Annotated in this window: 18 protein-coding genes; 9 read left to right on the top strand and 9 right to left on the bottom strand. The window is 72.0% G+C overall.

Annotation, left to right across the window (positions count from 1 at the left end):
- Window positions 1-2 precede the first annotated feature (2 nt).
- Window positions 3-1,499 carry a sugar transferase gene (locus tag ACFWW9_RS00970; RefSeq protein ID WP_390370318.1) on the bottom strand — a complete coding sequence of 499 codons (1,497 nt, stop codon included), beginning with the start codon at window positions 1,497-1,499 and terminating at the stop codon, window positions 3-5.
- A 1,182-nt stretch (window positions 1,500-2,681) separates the two neighbouring features.
- Window positions 2,682-3,281, bottom strand: coding sequence for a LysE family translocator (locus ACFWW9_RS00965; protein ID WP_390370317.1), 600 nt, complete (start codon window positions 3,279-3,281; stop codon window positions 2,682-2,684).
- A 71-nt stretch (window positions 3,282-3,352) separates the two neighbouring features.
- Here ACFWW9_RS00965 and ACFWW9_RS00960 point away from each other — a divergent pair, with 71 nt between their 5' ends.
- Window positions 3,353-4,270 carry a LysR family transcriptional regulator substrate-binding protein gene (locus ACFWW9_RS00960; RefSeq protein WP_390370316.1) on the top strand — a complete coding sequence of 306 codons (918 nt, stop codon included), beginning with the start codon at window positions 3,353-3,355 and terminating at the stop codon, window positions 4,268-4,270.
- Between the two features lie 6 nt (window positions 4,271-4,276).
- Here the strand turns inward: ACFWW9_RS00960 and ACFWW9_RS00955 are convergent, their stop codons facing one another.
- Window positions 4,277-4,507, bottom strand: coding sequence for an RNA-binding S4 domain-containing protein (locus ACFWW9_RS00955; RefSeq protein WP_390370315.1), 231 nt, complete (start codon window positions 4,505-4,507; stop codon window positions 4,277-4,279).
- A gap of 22 nt (window positions 4,508-4,529) precedes the next feature.
- Between ACFWW9_RS00955 and ACFWW9_RS00950 the strand changes: the two genes are divergently transcribed.
- The 4 genes from ACFWW9_RS00950 (at window position 4,530) to ACFWW9_RS00935 (ending at window position 6,796) form a co-directional block, all read left to right on the top strand.
- On the top strand, window positions 4,530-4,724 hold the full coding sequence (locus ACFWW9_RS00950) for a hypothetical protein (protein ID WP_390370314.1): 195 nt from the start codon (window positions 4,530-4,532) through the stop codon (window positions 4,722-4,724).
- 93 nt (window positions 4,725-4,817) lie between these two features.
- Window positions 4,818-5,558: a DUF742 domain-containing protein gene (locus tag ACFWW9_RS00945; RefSeq protein WP_390370313.1), complete on the top strand. Its 741-nt coding sequence runs from the start codon at window positions 4,818-4,820 to the stop codon at window positions 5,556-5,558.
- 47 nt (window positions 5,559-5,605) lie between these two features.
- A complete protein-coding gene (locus ACFWW9_RS00940) occupies window positions 5,606-6,451 on the top strand; it encodes a MerR family transcriptional regulator (RefSeq protein ID WP_390370312.1) in 846 nt (281 codons plus the stop codon).
- A gap of 57 nt (window positions 6,452-6,508) precedes the next feature.
- Window positions 6,509-6,796, top strand: a complete 288-nt coding sequence (locus ACFWW9_RS00935; RefSeq protein WP_390370311.1) for a WhiB family transcriptional regulator — start codon at window positions 6,509-6,511, stop codon at window positions 6,794-6,796.
- On the opposite strand, the gene mug is transcribed toward ACFWW9_RS00935, so the two are convergent.
- Entirely contained in the window at window positions 6,793-7,320 is a 528-nt protein-coding gene (gene mug / locus ACFWW9_RS00930; protein ID WP_390370310.1) for a G/U mismatch-specific DNA glycosylase, read from the bottom strand. The genes ACFWW9_RS00935 and mug overlap by 4 nt on opposite strands.
- Before the next feature lie 105 nt (window positions 7,321-7,425).
- Between mug and ACFWW9_RS00925 the strand changes: the two genes are divergently transcribed.
- Window positions 7,426-7,881: a hypothetical protein gene (locus ACFWW9_RS00925; RefSeq protein WP_390370309.1), complete on the top strand. Its 456-nt coding sequence runs from the start codon at window positions 7,426-7,428 to the stop codon at window positions 7,879-7,881.
- Here ACFWW9_RS00925 and ACFWW9_RS00920 read toward each other — a convergent pair.
- The 3 genes from ACFWW9_RS00920 to ACFWW9_RS00910 form a co-directional block, all read right to left on the bottom strand.
- Window positions 7,827-8,252, bottom strand: coding sequence for a hypothetical protein (locus ACFWW9_RS00920; RefSeq protein WP_390370308.1), 426 nt, complete (start codon window positions 8,250-8,252; stop codon window positions 7,827-7,829). The genes ACFWW9_RS00925 and ACFWW9_RS00920 overlap by 55 nt on opposite strands.
- Window positions 8,253-8,261: 9 nt before the next feature.
- On the bottom strand, window positions 8,262-9,260 hold the full coding sequence (locus ACFWW9_RS00915; protein WP_390370307.1) for a hypothetical protein: 999 nt from the start codon (window positions 9,258-9,260) through the stop codon (window positions 8,262-8,264).
- A 167-nt stretch (window positions 9,261-9,427) separates the two neighbouring features.
- On the bottom strand, window positions 9,428-10,006 hold the full coding sequence (locus ACFWW9_RS00910; RefSeq protein ID WP_390370306.1) for a helix-turn-helix domain-containing protein: 579 nt from the start codon (window positions 10,004-10,006) through the stop codon (window positions 9,428-9,430).
- Between the two features lie 67 nt (window positions 10,007-10,073).
- Here ACFWW9_RS00910 and ACFWW9_RS00905 point away from each other — a divergent pair, with 67 nt between their 5' ends.
- Window positions 10,074-11,639 carry an FAD-dependent oxidoreductase gene (locus ACFWW9_RS00905; RefSeq protein ID WP_390370305.1) on the top strand — a complete coding sequence of 522 codons (1,566 nt, stop codon included), beginning with the start codon at window positions 10,074-10,076 and terminating at the stop codon, window positions 11,637-11,639.
- On the opposite strand, the gene ACFWW9_RS00900 is transcribed toward ACFWW9_RS00905, so the two are convergent.
- Window positions 11,626-12,534: a LysR family transcriptional regulator gene (locus tag ACFWW9_RS00900; RefSeq protein WP_390370304.1), complete on the bottom strand. Its 909-nt coding sequence runs from the start codon at window positions 12,532-12,534 to the stop codon at window positions 11,626-11,628. The genes ACFWW9_RS00905 and ACFWW9_RS00900 overlap by 14 nt on opposite strands.
- Before the next feature lie 72 nt (window positions 12,535-12,606).
- Between ACFWW9_RS00900 and ACFWW9_RS00895 the strand changes: the two genes are divergently transcribed.
- Together ACFWW9_RS00895 and ACFWW9_RS00890 are read left to right on the top strand one after the other, a co-directional pair.
- Window positions 12,607-13,425 carry an SDR family NAD(P)-dependent oxidoreductase gene (locus tag ACFWW9_RS00895; protein WP_390370303.1) on the top strand — a complete coding sequence of 273 codons (819 nt, stop codon included), beginning with the start codon at window positions 12,607-12,609 and terminating at the stop codon, window positions 13,423-13,425.
- 62 nt (window positions 13,426-13,487) lie between these two features.
- Window positions 13,488-14,453 carry a trypsin-like serine peptidase gene (locus ACFWW9_RS00890; RefSeq protein ID WP_390370302.1) on the top strand — a complete coding sequence of 322 codons (966 nt, stop codon included), beginning with the start codon at window positions 13,488-13,490 and terminating at the stop codon, window positions 14,451-14,453.
- Window positions 14,454-14,850: 397 nt separating this feature from the next.
- On the opposite strand, the gene ACFWW9_RS00885 is transcribed toward ACFWW9_RS00890, so the two are convergent.
- On the bottom strand, window positions 14,851-16,668 hold the full coding sequence (locus tag ACFWW9_RS00885; RefSeq protein ID WP_390370301.1) for a bifunctional metallophosphatase/5'-nucleotidase: 1,818 nt from the start codon (window positions 16,666-16,668) through the stop codon (window positions 14,851-14,853).
- Window positions 16,669-16,675: the final 7 nt, after the last annotated feature.

Genomic DNA, 16,675 nt, shown 5'->3' with positions numbered 1-16,675 from the left:
TGTCAGTAAGCCCCCTGGCCGCCGAACACGGCCCGGAAGGTCTTCCACAAGATGAGCGCGTCGAGGGCGAGCGACCAGTCCTCGACATAGCGAAGGTCGAGTCGGACGGACTCTTCCCACGAGAGGTCACTGCGGCCGCTGACCTGCCACAACCCGGTCAGACCGGGCTTCACCAGCAGGCGGCGGCGCACTTCGGGGGCGTACTTCGCGGACTCCTCCGGCAGCGGCGGCCGGGGTCCGACCAGCGACATGGTGCCGGTGAGCACGTTGAGCAGCTGCGGCAGCTCGTCGATCGAGTAGCGGCGCAGCAGGCGGCCGACCTTGGTCACGCGGGGGTCCTTGCGCATCTTGAACAGCACGCCGGAGCCCTCGTTGACGGCCGCCAGCTTGGTGCGCAGCGCGTCGGCGTTCGTGACCATGGTGCGGAACTTGACGATCGTGAACTCCGCGCCGTCCTTGCCGACGCGGCGCTGCCGGTAGAACACCGGGCCCCGGCTGTCGATCATGACGGCGGCGGACACGAGCAGGAGCAGCGGCGCGAACGCCAGGACGAGCGCGATGGCGCCGATGCGGTCGACGCTGGCCTTGATCGCGCGGCGGAAGCCGGTGAACGCGGGCTCGCTGACCCGCAGCAGCGGCATGCCGAGCACGCCGGTGACGTGCAGGCGCGGGCCGGCGAAGTCCATGAGGGCGGGGGCGACGACCATCTCGGTGCCGGTGCCCTCGAGGTCCCAGGCGAGCTGCTGGAGGCGGCGGGGGGTCCAGTAGGCGTCCGGCGTGACGGCGACGATCCGGTAGCCGCCGCGGCGGACCTGGTCGGCGAGGTCGCGGAAGCGGCCGACGACCGGCACGCCCTCCAGGTCGATGCCGAGCGCGGCCCGGCCGTCCAGGGTGCAGATGGCGTCGACCCGCCACCCGAGGTGCGGGGCCTTGCGGGTGCGGGTGATCAGGTCCCCGACCGTGGCCACGTTCCCCGCGGCGAGCACCGGCAGCAGGCAGCGTCCTTCGGAGCGCGCGCGGTGCAGAGGCCTGCGGAGCAGGTAGCGGAGGGGGAAGACGACGAGGGCGATGGCCGGGGCGACCACGAACACCCAGAGGCGGGCGCCGGGGATGTCCACGGCGAGCGCGCCGAAACCGAGCGCGACGACCGAGGCGAACAGCCCCTTGCCGAGGCGGCGGAACTCCTCCGCGCCCTGGCCGAGGACGTTCGGGTTCCACACGCGGCTGAGGTAGAGGGAACCGAGGACCACGGCGACCGTGAGGACCTCGAGGGTGACGATCGACATCGGCACGAACGCGCTGTGCCGGGCCGCCATGAGACCGCCGAAGGCCACGATGACGAGGACGGTCGCCAGCACGTCACCGAGGACCACACCCCGGCGGTACCGCGACTCCCAGGCGGCGACCGGGGGGTGCGTCGTCCTCGTCGACCCTCTGGTGTCGGTGGAGGTGATCCCCACGACGGGTCTCCGTCGTGTGGGCTGGACCTGCTCGCTCATCGTTGGTTCTCCCCCGGTTCAGCCGGTTCGGACGTGCGCGTTCGCAGGGCACCCCCGAGGACCCGCGTGGTACGGCAATTGGTTGACGAAGCTCTCGCGTCGCCAGTGCACCTTTTCCCGTGATGAACCGGCGCTTGCAAACCCTCATTCGCTCGGCCGACGGCGGGCGTTACACGCCGTGTCGGGTCCGGGATAGAAAATGTTCGGAAGTGACCCGGCAGGGTCGTGGAGTGACGACGGGTGACGGTCCATTACCAGTTGCGGTCGCGTTACTCCAAACCGTCGCGAAGACCCCTACAAAGTGCCAAAACGGGCTGAGTCCCCCGACATATCGTTCCGACTCGACTTCGCGTTACACCCACCGTGAGTAGAGTTCACCCGGCCGGCGTACGGAGGCACTTAATAGGCCAAAAGACCCTTGTCCCAAGAGGACGGCCGCTCTGCGCGGTCACCCATTCACGCAACGGAGGCAGCTATTCAGAGCAACTGCCCATAGCGTTCTGGTAACCGACGAAGAAACGTCAACGCCCGGTTGGCGGTACGCGCGGTACGCGGGCGATCAAGCGTTAGATCGACGATGTGGCGCACATCATCCTCAAGCGCGCGATTCGGACGTTCCCCTGCGTGCGGGGTGTTTCACGTCACTTCGGACCCTACCGAGGACGACCGGGCGGCCCATGCCGACCAACCCCGGACAGCCCCACCGCAAATCCCCCAAAAGCCGAGCGCCCCTCGTATTGATCACCCGAACCGACGACGACCCCGAGGTATCCACCGGACCCGTTCCCGCCTCCGCGCGATCCCCCGTTCCCACAACACGCGGAAACCCCGGACCCCACCACCCCGACCACCCCCGCCCCCTCTCCTCAGCGAACGTGAGCCCCACTCGTTTTAACCCTAGTGACCTCACGGCGCGAAGGGATCCGCCGAGCGCAGGAATGTCGATCACGCCACCCGATTCCCCAACGATCTTGAACGGGCACGGGGACCCGAAAATGTCGTACCCCACCCGTAGCCTGGAATCGGGGGGACCCCCGCACGCGCGCGAGGGATGGGCCCCCGGAATTCCACACTAGGGCAGGAGTACGACAGTTCGACCAAGCCGACCGCGCCCCTTGGCGGCACCGGGACACTCGCGAGTCCAGCGCGGAGGTCGTGCCCGGAAGCAGCGAGCCGATCGCGCTACGCGCCTGCCGTGACGGCCGCGCCCAGGAGGATCAGCACTCCCCCGGTGATCAGCCGCAAGCGGCGTTGGACCGAGGGCTTGCCCGCCAACGCCCGGCCGCGGTCCACGGCGAGGGTGAACAGGAGGTACCAGGCGGCCGTGACGAGGGCCCACAGCGCGCCCAGGGCGAGGCTGGACAGGAGGACCGGGCCGTTAGCGGTGATGAACTGCGGCAGCAGGGAGATCGCGAACACGCCCGCCTTGGGGTTGCCGAGGTTCGTGGCCAGGCCCACCGCGTAGCCGCCCCAACGGGGGCCGGGAGTCGGGGAAGGCGAGCGGGTGGACAGCAGGGTGCTGATGCCGAGGCCTGCCAGGACGATGCCGCCCGCGATGCGGACGGCCGTGTAGGCGGCGGGGTTCGCCAGCAGGACGGCCGACAGGCCTGCCGCGGCGGCCGTGGTCCAGAGCAGGAGGCCGGTGCAGGTGCCCGCGATGGTCGCCCACGCCGCTCGACGGCCGCCCGCCAGCGTTTGCCGGACCATCAGGGCCTGGCCCGCGCCGGGCACCATCGCCAGCAGCCAGGTCGTGAGCACGAAGAGGGGGAGGTGAACGGGCATGCGGGCAAGCCTGGGCGACCACCGGCGTGAAGAGAATGCCGAAAAAGTGTCGCCGGTCGTAAGATTTCTGCATGCCCATCGATCCGGGTCAACTGCGCCTCCTGGCGTTGATCGACCGGCTCGGGTCGCTCTCGGCCGCGGCCCACGCCCTGGCGCTCACGCCCGCCGCGGTGACCCAGCAGGTCGCCAAGGCCGAGCGCGACCACCGGACGACGTTGGTGGTGCGCGGGCCGCGCGGGGCGACGCTCACCGCCGCCGGGGCCGTGCTCGCGCGGCACGGGCGGGTGATCGAGGAGGAGGCGGAGCTGGCCGCGACGGCGTTGGCGGCGTTGCTCGGTCACCTGGCCAAGCGGCTGCGGATCGGCGCTTTCCAAGCGGCGGCACGGCATCTGCTGCCCCCGGCGTTGACCGCGCTGCGGCACCGCCACCCCGACGCTGATCTGTCCATTGTGGACATCTCCTCGACGCAGGGGGTGGACGAGGTCGCGGCGGGCAGGCTCGACGTGGCGGTGATCGCCGCGTGGGACGCGGCTCCGATGCCGCCGTCGCACGTCGAGGTCCACGAACTCCTGCGCGACCCGTTGGTCGTCGTCCTGCCCGACGACCACCCGTTGGCGGCCGAACCGGGAAAGGCCCTGCGGCTCGACCTGCTGCGCGACGAGGCGTGGGTGACGATCGAGTCCGGGCACGACGCGCGGACGCAGTTCGACCGGGTCGCCGCGGACGCGGGGTTCGTGCCGCAGGTGCGGTTCCAGACCCAGTCCTACGACGTCGCCCAGGCACTCGTGGGCACGGGGATCGGGGTCGCGCTCGTCTCACGGCTGGCGTTGACCGGGGTCGCGGGGACTACTCACCGCGAACTCGAAGCGCCGGGGCTGCACCGCGAGCTCTACGCGGTCGCGCCCGCCGACACGACGGCCACGCCGTTGGTCGCCGCCTTCCTCGACCTGCTGCACGACGTCGCCGGGGACATCGCGACCCGGTGGTGACCCCGATCAGACCGCGGCGTGCAAGCGCGCCCGTTCGTCGCCGACCGCGACGACGTCGCCGTTGTGGAGCTGCGCGCCGCGACGGGTCTCCAGGCGGCCGTTGACGGTGACCTCGTCGGCGTCGATCAGCTCCTTGGCGTGCGAGCCGTCCTCGGCCAGGCCCGCCAGTTTGAGGAACTGCCCCAACCTGATCATGTCGTCGGCGATCTGCACGTCTCGGATGGGCGGCTTGCTCATCCGCCCATGGTACGACTTGACCATGAACAAGTGGGTGTCAGTGGTGGTGGGCGTGCTGCTCGTGCTGGTCGGGTCCGTGTGGACCCTCCAGGGGTTGAACGTGATCAAGGGCAGCTTCATGACCGGGCAGCAGCTGTGGACCGCGATCGGCCTGCTGGCCGTCATCGGCGGCCTGACGCTGGCCGTGAGCGGACTGCGGAAGAAGCCTTCCCGGTAACGAGGAAAACACGAGGTCGAAACCTGCCCGCAATGATCGGATCGCCGTTCCGTCTACCGTTGCCGTGACGGACGATGCACTCTGGGTGGCGACGTGGTGGTCATTGTGGACGGCGCGGAGTTAGGTTCGGCCGGTGGCGGGCGCAAGCGGCGTCGATCGTTGCGCGGCGAGGTCGGGGTGACCGGCGCGCGCTTCGGGTCGTCCGCGCTGCGGCGCGAACTCGAGGAGGACGTCGAGGCCGCGTACGAGCCCGAGCACCTGGCGCCGCCGAAGATGCCGAAGCCCCGCAAGGCCAGGCGGTCGCTGCGCGGCGAGGTCGGGCAGACGGGCGCGCGGTTCGGGTCCGCCGCCGTGCAGCGGGCGTTGCAGGAGGAACCCGAGCCGGAGCCGGAACCCGCTCCGGTCGAGGTCACGGTGCCCATCCCGGTGGCCCGCGAGGAACCGGCCCACGAGGAGCCGCTCCCCGAGCCGGACCACTACGAGGAGACCGGCAAGTCGCTGGTCCGCCCGTACGCGTGGACCGGTGGCCGCACGACGGCGAACGTGGACCTGCGGCTGGAGACGTTGATCTCGGTCGAGGAGTCCGGCGTGCACACCGCGATGCGGTCGACGAGCCCGGAGCAGCGGTCGATCGTGGAGATGTGCGTGCTGCCCCGGTCGGTGGCCGAGGTGTCGGCGGTGCTGTCCGTGCCGCTCGGCGTGGCTCGGGTGCTGCTCAGCGACCTGATCGAGATGGGCGTCGTCTCGGTGCACGAGACCAACGGCGGCTCGGTGGGCGGTCAGGCCGACCTGGTGCTGCTGGAGCGGGTTCTGAGCGGACTCCGCCGCCTCTGACGGCCTATGCTTCTCCTCCGGAAGAGGTAACGCCCACCCACCCGGCGGTGATCATCGTGAGCGACGGCGCCCGCTGGAGCGCGGGTGCGGTGGCGCGCACGCTCGGCATCTCGCCCACGACGCTGCGGACCTGGGACCGGCGCTACGGACTCGGCCCGCGCACGCGCGAGGAGGGCAAGCACCGCCGGTACGACGACGTCGACGTGGCCGCGCTGCGGCGGATGCTGGAACTCACCGGCCAGGGCATCTCCCCGGCCGCGGCGGCGACCATGGCCCGCGGCGGCGCGGGGCCCGTCCCCACGGTCCACGACTTCATCCGCGCCTCCACCCAGCTGGACGCGCCCCGCCTCGGCAGGCTGACGACCGAGCTGGTCGGCGCGCTGGGCGTGGTCGACGCGTGGGAGTCCGTGCTGATGCCGTTCCTCGTCGAACTGGGGGAACGTGCCACCGAGGAGGGTGGCGGCATCGGTGTCGAGCACGTCGCCAGCAGCGCCGTGGTGAGCGTCCTGCACCGCGTCGGCGACCCCCTGGAGGGCGGCAGGCTGCCCGCGCTGCTGGCGGCCGTGCCCGAGGAGCTGCACACGCTGCCGTTGGACGCCCTCTCGGCGGCGCTGGCCGAACGCGGCTGCGCGTCGCGCAACCTCGGGGCCCGCGTGCCGCCGTCGGCGCTGATGGGGGCCCTGGACGTGCTGGCGCCGCAGTGCGTGCTGCTGTGGGCGCACGACCCCGTGCTCGCGCGGCTCGCCCCGGTGGCGAAGGTCGCCGCGCGGACGCCCGTGCTGCTCGGCGGTCCCGGCTGGCACCGCGTGCCGCTGCCGTTCGGGGCCCAGCGGGTGCACTCGTTGCGCGAGGCCGTGGACGTGGTCCTCACCCATTCCGGTCGCTCGAGTTGAAACGCTTTTGAATCGAAATTAGGGTGGTGACCATCAACCGAGCACAGGGGTGGTCCCATGCCAGAGTTGTCCAGGCTGCCCACGCCCGTCGCCGAGTCCTGGGACTGGCAGCTGCGCGGGCTCTGCCGAGGAGTCGACAGTTCGCTGTTCTTCCACACGCCGAACGAGCGCGGCACCGCGCGCGAACGGCGTGAGACGCGGGCCAAGGAGATCTGCGAACGCTGCCCGGTGCGGCGCGAGTGCCGTGAGCACGCGCTGAAGGTCGAGGAGACCTACGGGGTGTGGGGCGGGCTCGGGGAGAGCGAGCTGCGCAGGCTGATCTCCCTCAACCACAAGCGGAGCTAGAGGCTCGCCCGCAGGTCCGCGAACGCGTCACCGAGAGCCGGGAGCTGGTAGTGGGCGTTGAGGCCGCTGGGGTTCGGCAGCACCCACAGCCGACTGTCCGCGATCAGCTCGGTCTGCCTGCCGATCACGGCCTTCTTGCGCTCGAACGCCGTGCGGTAGGCCGTGACGCCGACGATCGCGACGACCTTCGGCCGGTACTCCTCGGCGACCTCGGTCAGCCGCACCGCGCCGGCCCGCAGTTCGGCGGCGGACAGCTCGTCGGCCCGCGCGGAGGCGCGGGGGACGATGTTGGTCAGGCCGAGGCCGAGCGGGAGGAGTTCGTCCTGGTCGGCGGCGGTGAACAGCCTCGGCGTGAAGCCGCCGAGGTGCAGCGCGGGCCAGAAGCGGTTGCCCGACTTGGCGAAGTGCCGTCCGGTGGCCGCGGAGTACAGGCCGGGGTTGATGCCGCAGAACAGCACGTCCAACCCGTGGGCGAGCAGGTCCGGGAGGAGCTTGTCCCGCGCGGCCACCAGATCGACACCCATGACGCCAGTGTCCCCCACCCCTAGTCGGCTGTGGCCGATCAGGGGTTGTCGGGACCTCCGGGCCGCGCGAGCCTGGGTTCCCACGCCGAACGAGGAGTCTTCGACATGAGCTGGTTCCCCCGAGTGCTCGGGGCGGCCACGGCCGCCTACAGCGCGGCCGTCATCGCCAAGCCCGAGGTGCTGACCACGCCGACGGGACTGGGCGACTCGCCGGCCTCCCGCACGCTGGGCACCGCCGTGGGGGTGCGCGACCTCGTCTCCGGACTGGCGGTCGCGTTCGCCCCGTCCGGTCTGCCGCTGCGGCTCGCGCTGCTGGTCCGCGTGGCCATGGACATCGGCGACACGGTCGTGCTCGGCGCGGCCGCCCCGGACAAGGCCACTCGCAACAAGATCGTCGGCGTGGCGCTGGGGTGGGCCGCCCTCAACGCGCTGGCGCTGCTCGCGACCCGCGAGAAGGCCCAGGAGGACGAGCACTGGCAGTGGGACCCGCGCTGGTCGGACCCGAGCTACTGGGCCGACCCGGCGAGCTGGGAGCGCGAGCGCGGCGACCAGGCCGTGTAGCCCGCGCGCTCGGCCTCCTCGACGGACCGGAACCGCACGTCGCCCTTCATCCGGCGGTAGTACGGCGACACGTCCGTGTGGAAGATCCGCGACTTGGAGTTGCCCTTCACCGGGAGGTCCACTTCGGACTCCCCGGACTCGTGGATCACCTCGGTCGGCGCCTCGGCGCGCGGTTCCGGCTCGGGCTCGGCCCGCTGCTCGGGCACGACGACGACCGTCGACGCCCCCAGCGCCGCGACCGGCCGCCGGGCCGCGCCCAGCTCGGCGCGCAACCTCCGGTTGACCGCCCGCATCGGCAGCCAGGTGAGCAGCGACCCCGCGAGGAACGCGCCCGCGCACAGCACGAACATCTGCGTGAACAACCAGAGCACAACGAACTCCTAGCGAACGAGGATGTCTACCTGACGTGACGTGTCGGTGGTCTCGGGCGCGTTGTCGACGCTGACGGCCGTCTCCACCAGCGCGGGCGGAATCCCTTGCCCCAGAACGACATCGCGCACGAGGCGGGCCCGCGTCTCGGCGAGGCCGCGCGCGTCCGGGACGTCGACCGACGCGTGCCCGCGGACCGTCACCGTCGCGCGCGGCGCGACCAGCAGCATGCGCGCGACGCGTTCGATCAGCACGGGACCGTGCCCCTGCCACGTGGTGGAGTCGGGCTGGAACCGGATGCTGCCGTTGCCGCCGACGAGCCGGTTGATCGAGTCGCCCAGCGCGGGCAGGTCGAGGTCGCCGCTGCGGGCCGACGGTCCGACCTCGAACGCCGGGTCGACCTTCAGCCCGCCCGCCGCCGCGTTCAGCAGCGGGCCGAGGGCCGTCGCCTTCTCCTGGTCGACCACGGTCGCCCGCGCCGTGAGCACGCCGTCGTGCACGACGCCGCTGAAGTCGTGGACGCCGTTGTCCACCACCGCCGCGACGAGCGCCGTGGCGGCGTCGGCGGAGATCGGCAGCCGAGCCCCGGCCTTGGGCGTCAGCACGTCGGTGACCCGGTAGCCCTCGGCGCGGGCCCGCACGGCGTCCACCAGCGCGCGCCGCTCCGACTCGTCGGCGGGCGTCCCGGCCAGCACGATCTCGTCGACCCGAACGAAGAACGACAGCTCGCCGGGCTCGGCGTCCCGCACGGCCACGTCCACGACGCCCGGCACCGCTCCGACCAGCGCCTTCACCTCGGGGACGTCCCGCGGCACGACCCCGGACACGGTCACCGCGCGCCCGTCGACGGACACCCCGTTCTCCAGGTGCCCGGACTCGTCGATGGCCACGGCGACCCGGCGGGCCAGGTCCCGTTCGATGCGCTCCCCCTGCACGACGACACCGGCGCCGGCGAGCAGTGCGGGCACGAGAACGGCGCCAACGAGCCAGAGCGGTCGGGGTTTCAGCACCGGGCGTTAGTACCCGATGGGGACGTCCGATAGCGAACCGCGACAGCCAAACGCGCAGGACAGAGCCGTTTTTTCACCCAGGAAGGTGACACGAATCAGCCGGTTGATGATCATCTCGGGTTGCGCGGCGCACCGGACCTGTGCGCTCGGCCCAGGCGTGGACGACCTCAGGCTCCCCCGGCCCTGGCCCGCAGGTGCGCCCGCTCCCCCTGCCGCCCGAACAGGCTCAGCACCTCCACCGTCCCGGCGTCCGCGCTGCCGAACCAGTGCGGCACGCGGGTGTCGAACTCGGCGGCCTCGCCAGGGGCCAGCACGACGTCCTGGTCGCCGAGCAGCACCCGCAACCGTCCACTCAGGACGTACACCCACTCGTAGCCCTCGTGGGTCTTCTGCTCGGGCTCGCCGGACGCGGCCGGGATCAGCAGCTTGTACGCCTGCACGCCGCCCGCCCGCCGGGTCAGCGGCACCATCGTCATCCGCCCGCGCACGACGGGGCGCATGTGGATGCGGGGGTCCCCGGTGAGCGGGGCGCCCACGAGTTCGTCCATCTGCACGCCGTAGGCCTTCGCCAGCGGCAGCAGCAGTTCCAGGGTGGGCTTGCGCTGACCGGACTCCAGGCGCGACAGCGTCGACACCGAGATGCCGGTCGTCTCGGACAGGTCGGTCAGCGTCGTCTCGCGCAGCCTGCGCAGCGCCCGCAACCGGGGCCCGACCGCCGCGAGCACCGTGGTCAGCTCGTCGTCCATGGCCTCCACCTTGCCACATCGGCAAAGAACTTTGCGGGTTCTCCCCCGCCGGGCGCAGAGTGCGGACATGGACAACAACGTGATCGACGTGCTCGTCATCGGCGGCGGAGCCGCCGGGCTGAGCGCCGCCGTGACCCTGGGCCGGGCGCGCCGCTCGGTCACCGTCGTCGACGCCGGGGAGCCCCGCAACGCCCGCGCGTCGGGGGTGCACGGCTTCCTGACCCGTGACGGGATCAGCCCCGCGGAGCTGGTGGAGATCGGCCGCGCCGAGGCCGAGGGGTACGGCGCGCGGTTCGTGCGCGGGACGGTCACGACCGCCGTCCGCGACGACGACGGCGTGTTCGCGGCCACCCTGGACTCCGGCGACGTCGTCCGGGCCCGGCGGCTGCTGGTCGCCACCGGTCTGGTCGATGAACTGCCGGACGTCGAGGGCGTGGCCGAGCGGTGGGGCCGCGACGTCGTGCACTGCCCCTACTGCCACGGCTGGGAGGTGCGGGACCAGGCCATCGGCGTCCTCGCCACCGGCCCGCTGGCCGTGCACAGCGCGCACCTGTTCCGCCAGCTCAGCGCGGACGTCGTGGTCTTCCGGCACACGTCCGCCCCGCTGTCCGCCGAGCAGGCCGAGCAGCTCGCGGCGCGCGGCATCACCGTCGTGGAGGGGGAGGTCGCCGGGCTGGAGGTCGTCGACGACCGGCTCACCGGCGTGCGCCTGGCCTCCGGCGAGGTCGTCGCCCGGCAGGTCCTCGTCGTCGCGTCGCAGGTGAGGGCGAACGCCGGGGTGGTCGAGGCGCTGGGGCTCAAGGCCGTGGACTGGGAGATGGCGGGGCACGTCTTCGGGCAGCACATCCCGGCGGACGCCTCCGGCGCGACGGAGATCCCCGGCGTCTTCGTGGCGGGCAACGCCGCCGACCCGCGCGCCCAGGTCGTGGCCGCCGCCGCGGCGGGCGTGCTGACCGGCGCGGCCGTCAACTCCGACCTGATCACCGAGGACACCGCCGCCGCGGTCGCCGCCCTGCGGGCCGAAGCGGCTCCGACCAGCGAGGAGTTCTGGGAGGCCCGCTACGGGTCGAACAACCGGGTGTGGAGCGGCCGGGCCAACCCCGTGCTGGTGGACGTGGCCGAGCCGCTGCCGCCGGGCAGGGCGCTGGACCTGGGCTGCGGCGAGGGCGGCGACGCTCTCTGGCTCGCGGGGCGGGGGTGGCGGGTCACCGCCGTGGACGTGTCGGGCACCGCGCTCAAGCGCGCCGAGGCGCACACGGCCGACGCGGGCCTCGTGGTCGACTTCCAGCGGCACGACCTGGCCGAGACCTTCCCGGAGGGCACGTTCGACCTGGTGTCCGCGCAGTACTTCCAGTCACCGGTGGACTTCCCGCGCACCGAGGTGCTCCGCACCGCCGCGGCCGCCGTGACGTCCGGCGGGCTGTTCCTGCTCGTCGACCACGGCTCCGCGGCCCCGTGGTCGTGGAACCAGAACGGCGTCTTCCCCAGCCCCGAGGAGCTGTTCGCCACCCTCGACCTGGACCCGGAGCTGTGGCGGGTCGAACGGCTGCACTCGCCCACGCGCCAGGCCACCGGCCCGAACGGCGAGACGGCCACCGTCGCCGACACGGTCGTCGCCGTCAGACGTCGCTGACGGCCGCCCGCAGCGCGTCGACCAGCCGGGCCGCCGCGTCGGACAGCGGACGCGGCGGCCACGCCACCAGGATGCGCCGCCGCTCGCCGGAGTCCCGGACCCGCAGCGCCCGGACGCCCGGCGGCACGGCGGGCAGCAGCGACGACGGCAGCGTCGTCAGCCCGCACCCGGCCGCGACCAGGTGCAGCTTGGCCAGCCAGTCGCGGGCCACGTGGGCGACGTGCGACCGCTCGTCCAGCCCCGGCCACACGCCCATCAGCCGGTCGTCGCCGCCGGCCTGCCCGGCGATCCACCGCTGCCCGCGCAGGTCGGCGACGTCCACGACCTCCCGGTCCGCCAACGGGTGCGACGCGGGCACGGCGACCCTCAGCTCGCGCTCGCCCAACGTCCGCACCTCCAGCGGCGGCGACTCCGCGTCCGGCGGCCGGAACGGCGGGGCGGACGCGATCACCGCCACGTCGAGCGTGCCCGCGCGCAACGCCCGCACCAGCACCGGCGTGCTCGCCTCCCGGCTCACGACGGTGATCCCCGGATGAGTGCGCCGCAACGCGGCGATCGCCTGGGGCACCACGATCCCGCCCGCGCTGGCGAACCACCCGAGCCGCACCGTGCCCGCGTCGGCGGGCAACCCGGCCAGCTCCCGCCCGGTGGCGTCGATCTGCTCCAGCACCACCACCGCCCGGCGCAGCACGACCCGCCCGGCCGCCGTCAGCCGCACCCCGTCGCGGCGGCGTTCCAGCAGCGACGCGCCCGCGGCCCGTTCCAGCGTCGCGATCTGCCGCGACACGGCCGACTGCGTGTATCCGAGCGCGGCGGCGGCAGCGGTGAGCGTGCCGCGCTCGGCGACCTCCTGGAACACCCGCAGAGCGACCAGCGAGACGTCGGTGAAATCCATGACGTACACGCATACCAGACATGCCCAACTCTCGTTGGACGCATGGCCGGTGCGCTCCTAGCGTTGGTGTACATGAGAACCGCACTGGTCACCGGAGCCAACCAGGGCATCGGTTTCGCCCTCGTCGAGGGGCTGGCCGCTCGCCTTTCGCCGGACGACCTCGTCCTGCTCACCGGCCGCTCGCCCTCCCGCGTCGCCGACGCCGCGGCGCGGGCGGCCGCCAACCCGAACGCCCGTGCCCGCGTGGAGGGCCGCGTCCTCGACGTCGCCGACCCCGACGCCGTCGCCGCCTTCGCCTTCGCCTTCGCCGCCGACATCGTGTTCTCCAACGCGGTCACCAGGATGACGCCGGACACGCAGGCCGAACTGGCGGACGAGTCCATCGCCGTCTCCAACGGCGGCACCCACGCGGTGCTCCGCGCCTTCGGCCCGCTCCTGCGCCCCGGCGGCAGGCTCCTGGTCGTCGCCAGTTCCCTGGGCACCCTCGACCACCTGCCCCCGCACCTCCGGCCGCTGTTCGACAACGTCTCCCTGGACGCCGTCGAGGAGGCCGTGGCCTCCTGGCGCGCAGCCCTCCGCGACGGCACGGCGGAGGAGCGGGGATGGCCGCGGTGGATCAACATCCCGTCCAAGGTGGCCCAGGTGGCCGCCGTCCGGGCGTTCGCCGCCACCTCGCCACCCGACACCTTGATCGCCGCCGTCTGCCCCGGCCTGGTCGACACCCCCACGTCGCGCCCGTGGTTCACCGACTTCACCCGCGCCCGCACGCCCGCCGAGGCCGCGGACGACCTGCTCACCCTGGCCTTCACCACCCCGCCGGACCCGAGCTGGCACGGCGAACTGGTCCGCTCCGGCCAGGTGCTCCCGTGGCGAGGAGTGCCCGCTGCGTGAACGCCACGGATCGACCACGGGATCCACACAGGTTCCTCATCCGGTCCGGCCAGGCTGCGGGCATGCAGAAGATCGGAATGCTCGTAGCCGCCCTGCTCCTCACCTCCACCGCTCCCGCGCACGCCAGTGACAACGCGGTCGTCCAGCCCATCGCCGTCACCCCCGCCGACCAGCAGGCGGTCCTCGACTACTGGACGCCGTCGCGCATCGCCGAGCTGCCATCGGCACCGTCCACGCCACCACCCGGCCAGGCCCCGGTGGACGGGCCGGACGGCAGCGGCGGTGGCGTGGTCGGGACGGTGGGCCGGTTGTTCTTCACCGAGCGCGGCGAGGACGCGAGTTGCACGGGAACGCTGGTGGACGGCGGTTCGGTGATCACGGCAGGCCACTGCCTGCACACGTTCGACCTCATCCGCGAAGACCCGCAGTGGTCGACGAACCTCCTTTTCGTGCCGGGCTTCCGCGACGGCGAATCACCGTACGGGAGCTACACGGTCCACTCCGCGATCGTCGACGCGCATTGGATCGCGAACGACGAACTCGACGAGTACGACCAAGCCTTCCTCCTCCTGAACCCCGCAACCGACGGCCGCACCGCCGTGGACGCGGTAGGCGCGAGCCACCACATCGCCTTCGACGCCCCAGGCGCTCAGGAGGTACGCGAGTTCGGCTACCCCCGCAGCGCCCGCCAACCAGGCCACCAGGGCAGGCCGGAATTCACCGGCCAACGCCTGGCCCAGTGCTGGGGCCCGGCCCTGGAACGCACCGGCACCACCGAGTGGCCGGTACCGCGCGGCCTGTGGGGCGTCGCCTGCGACATGGGCGGCGGCTCCAGCGGCGGCCCCCGCATCACGAACTTCGACACCACCACAGGTCTGGGCACGGTGGTAGGCGTGAACACCCAAGGCTACTCCGTCGACACCAACGGCCAGGAATGCCCCCTGGGCGACCCCACCTGCACCCGCCACCTGGGCGGCCCGCAGCTGACGAGGGCCATCACCGAACCCCTGTACGACCACACCCGATAGCCACTCGATGTCCTGGCGGCCTGTGCGAGATCCTGCGGCAGCCTCAAACCCCTGCTGTCGCAGGATCTCGCCCAGCACGCGCCAACACGATGACAAGCGGTGGGCCGAAGACCGGGAGGGCGGCAACTCCACCTGCGAACAGCCGCACGCCCGGTCCACCGCCAGCCCGGACCCGGCCCGAGAAAGGCCCGACAACCCGGCTGTCGAGCCCCACCCCCTGGCCGCTGACACGCGCTGGTCGGCCAGAGCCGGAAGCACCAAAGCCCAGGGCGGTCGCGAATCCGGTTCGTGGTCGCCGATGCGGGTCCGGGTCGGTTACCGCCCCATGCGAGCAAGAGCCGAAGGCACGACAGCCCGGAGTGGGCTTGTGGGTGGGCTGTCGTGCCTGGTGGGGTGGTTACTGGATGACCACGGGGGTGCCGTTGGCGGTGAGGCGCCAGTCGGTGTGGGCGAAGAGGGTTGGGTCGATTTCGCCTGTTTCCTTGACCCAGTCGATCATCAGTTGGCGGATTTCCTGCTGCTGGTTGAGCAGGACTGGGGCGGTGGAGATGTGGGGGAAGCCGCCGCCGCCGGATTGGCGGTAGTTGTTGACCGCTACCGCGAACTCCTGCGTCGGGGTGATGGGGGTGCCCGCGTAGGAGAGGGCGGTGATGCGGTCGCCTGCCGGCTTGGTGATGTCGATGTCGTAGGTCAAGGGGGCGTCGAGGCCCGCGGCGATGTCGTAGTTGTAGTCGGGGGTGCCGTTCGGGGCTGTGGGGGTGGGGGCGTTGGTCACCGAGTCGGCCGGGAACGGGCCCGTTGTGGTGACCTGCTTGAAGTACCTGGCGCTGAACTCCAGGTAGTCCTTGAGCTGGGCGCCGGTCAGGCGGACGGCCAGCAGGGTGTTGTCGAAGATGTAGAGGCCTGCCACGTCGCGGATCGAGACGTCGCCCGCGGGGATCGCGGCGGCGCGGTTGAACGGGGCCGCCAGGGCGAGGATCGGCAGGGTGTTGGTGGGGAGTGCCTTCTTCACCTCGGCCGCTTGGACGTGGTTGATGAAGTCCAGCGCCGCCACGTCCTCGTACCTGGCCGTCGCGGCGGACATCGCCTGCTTGTTCGTGCCCACCTTGGAGTTGACGTAGGTGACGACCTTCGCGTGGTCGGCGGTCAGCAGCTTGACGATCTTCGGGTCCTCGGCGACGGTGTTCGAGTTCAACACCTGCGAGCGGGACGCCTTCAGGGTCCAGCCGCCGCGCGGCGCCCACTCCAGGTCGAAGTCGAGCAGGCTCAGGCGCTTGCCCCAGAACAGCGGCTCGGTGATGAGGACCTGCTTGCCGGTGGTCTTGTTCGCCACCAAGCGCTGCGGGATCTCGACGTGCGCGTGCCCCACAAGGATCGCGTCGATGCCCGGCACCTGCTCGGCGACCAGGGTCGCGGCGTTCTCCGGGTACGGCAGGGCGTCGCCGTAGGACGACGACGTGTCCGCCCCCGAGTGCGCGGACACGATCACCAGGTCGACCCCGGCCCGGCGCATCTTCGGCACCCACACCTTGGCCTGCTCGACCAAGCCGGGGAACGTCATCTTCCCCTCGACGTTCGCCTTGTCCCAGATCGCGATACCGGGGTTGGTCAGGCCGAGGATGCCGACCCGCAACGGGGCCGTGCCGGTGCGCCACACCGTCTTCACCACGTACGGCTTGAACGCGGGCTGCCCGGTGCGCGAGTCGATCGCGTTCGCCCCGAGCAGCGGGAAGCGCAACTGCTGCTCGAACGTCCGCAGCAGCGGGATGCCGTAGTTGAACTCGTGGTTGCCCAGCGCCGCCGCGTCGTACCCGATGGCGTTCATCGCCGCCGCCATCGGGTGCACCTTGCGCCGGGTGATCGGCTCGACCTTGGCGTAGTAGTACGCCAGCGGCGTGCCCTGGATCGTGTCGCCCGCGTCCAGCAGCAGCGTGCGGTGCGCGCCGTGCTGCTCGCGCACGGCGTTCACCAGCGAGGAGACCTTCGCCAGGCCGATGTCGTTGTGCGCGGAGTCGTCGAACTCCTTGTTCGCGAAGTAGTCCCAGTTGAACACGTTGCCGTGCAGGTCGGTCGTGCCCATGACGGTCAGGGTGAACGGCCTGGTCACGCCCCTGGACGCCGCTTGGGCGGCCGCGGGGCGGAAGCCCGCCGCGGCGAGGACGCCCGCGGCGGTGCCCGCGAGCACGGCGCGACGCCGAACCGGATTTTCGCTCATCCGGGCA

It is taken from the genome of Umezawaea sp. NPDC059074 (assembly GCF_042738955.1).
Taxonomy (GTDB): domain Bacteria; phylum Actinomycetota; class Actinomycetes; order Mycobacteriales; family Pseudonocardiaceae; genus Umezawaea.
This window is presented reverse-complemented; position numbering and strand designations above follow the sequence as displayed.